We start from the raw sequence: 1219 nt of genomic DNA, 5'->3' as shown, positions 1-1219 counted from the left end.
AGTTGTGTTCGATGATGACATTCGAGTTAGCATCTCGAATGACCACACCCAAAGAGTATTGGTTGGTGTGCTCACGAATGAACTGGAATAAGGCCTCCAAAGAAAGGTCGACCGTCGCAACGCCTGCAAACTCTCCATTTTTATAATACGGCGCAGAGGCGGTAATCATTTGAACTTGAGTGAAAGTATCAATATACACCGCAGACCAACTCACCGAGCCTGACGGTTGTTCAGCGGCTGCGCGATACCAAGGCTCATTGTCATAACCGCCAGATTCTGGATTGTTGTATGAATGAATCTGATCGATGTTCCCCTCACTGTTCTTGTTAAAGAACAAACTGGTAAACCGCCATCGTTCTTCTTTGAGTTCTGGTTTGGGCCACAATCCACCACTGACGATGATCTCGTCGCTTAATCTTAAAATCTGAGGAATGGTCGATTTAAGGGAATTGCTTTGGTTTGAGCTTTGCGCCAGCCCAACCAAGCTATTCAGTACGCCCGTGGATGTGATGAGCGGCTCTTTTATCTGGGAAGCAAGCAGTTGGGTACGTAAATCGAGATTTCTTTCTAGTTTGTCACGGACAGGTGGCTCAACCACCAAGTACACCACCGACCCTATCGTAGCGATAAAAAAACACAGGTACAGTGTGAGAGCGAGAATGCTTTTTTTTCTAAGTGACGAACGAATTTCCATATCTGTAGACGAATCATTCCCTAATATCGATTTATCACTAATTGATTGGTAAGATGAGCGCAACCAATCAGCCCATTAACAAATGGTATTCTATTTTGAAACTACAAGACATGCTTTCTCTTCCAGAACTTGATGGAAAACTACTAAACCTAGCGAAAACTCAAGGCTTTGTAACCGCGATGGCATCAGCGCCAAACGTGTTGAACCCTCAAGAGTGGCTGCCATTCTTATGGGGCGGCGAAGAGACAGCACCTTTCTCAGATGGTGAACAACTAGAACTGTACATTGATGAAATTGTACAAATGTGGAACCAAACTCGACCAGCTTTGCTAGAAGGTTCTTGGCAATGGCCTGAAGGTTGTACTCTCGATGAGCAAGACATTGTCTCAGCAAGTACTCGTGATTTCTGTGAAGGTGTACTTCAAGGTTGGCAACTGACGCGTGATGATTGGGAAACGTTAATGCCAGAAGACAGCGAAGACAGTGCCCTATTGGGTGGAGTGCTGCTCTCTCTTACCATGTTGT

At 45.2% G+C, this 1219-nt stretch carries 2 protein-coding genes; one reads left to right on the top strand and one right to left on the bottom strand.

Annotated elements, in window-relative coordinates:
• The coding region (locus R7P74_RS24840) for a cache domain-containing protein (protein ID WP_318123301.1) at positions 1 to 694 on the bottom strand (694 nt) is incomplete at its 3' end.
• 53 nt (positions 695 to 747) lie between these two features.
• On the opposite strand from R7P74_RS24840, the gene R7P74_RS24835 reads away from it, so the two are divergent.
• A partial coding sequence (locus R7P74_RS24835; protein ID WP_318123300.1) for a YecA/YgfB family protein occupies positions 748 to 1219 on the top strand: 472 nt, incomplete at its 3' end.

It is taken from the genome of Vibrio sp. 2033 (assembly GCF_033339735.1).
The sequence above is the reverse complement of the archived record's forward strand: the minus strand, read 5'-3'. Positions and strand labels throughout refer to the sequence as shown.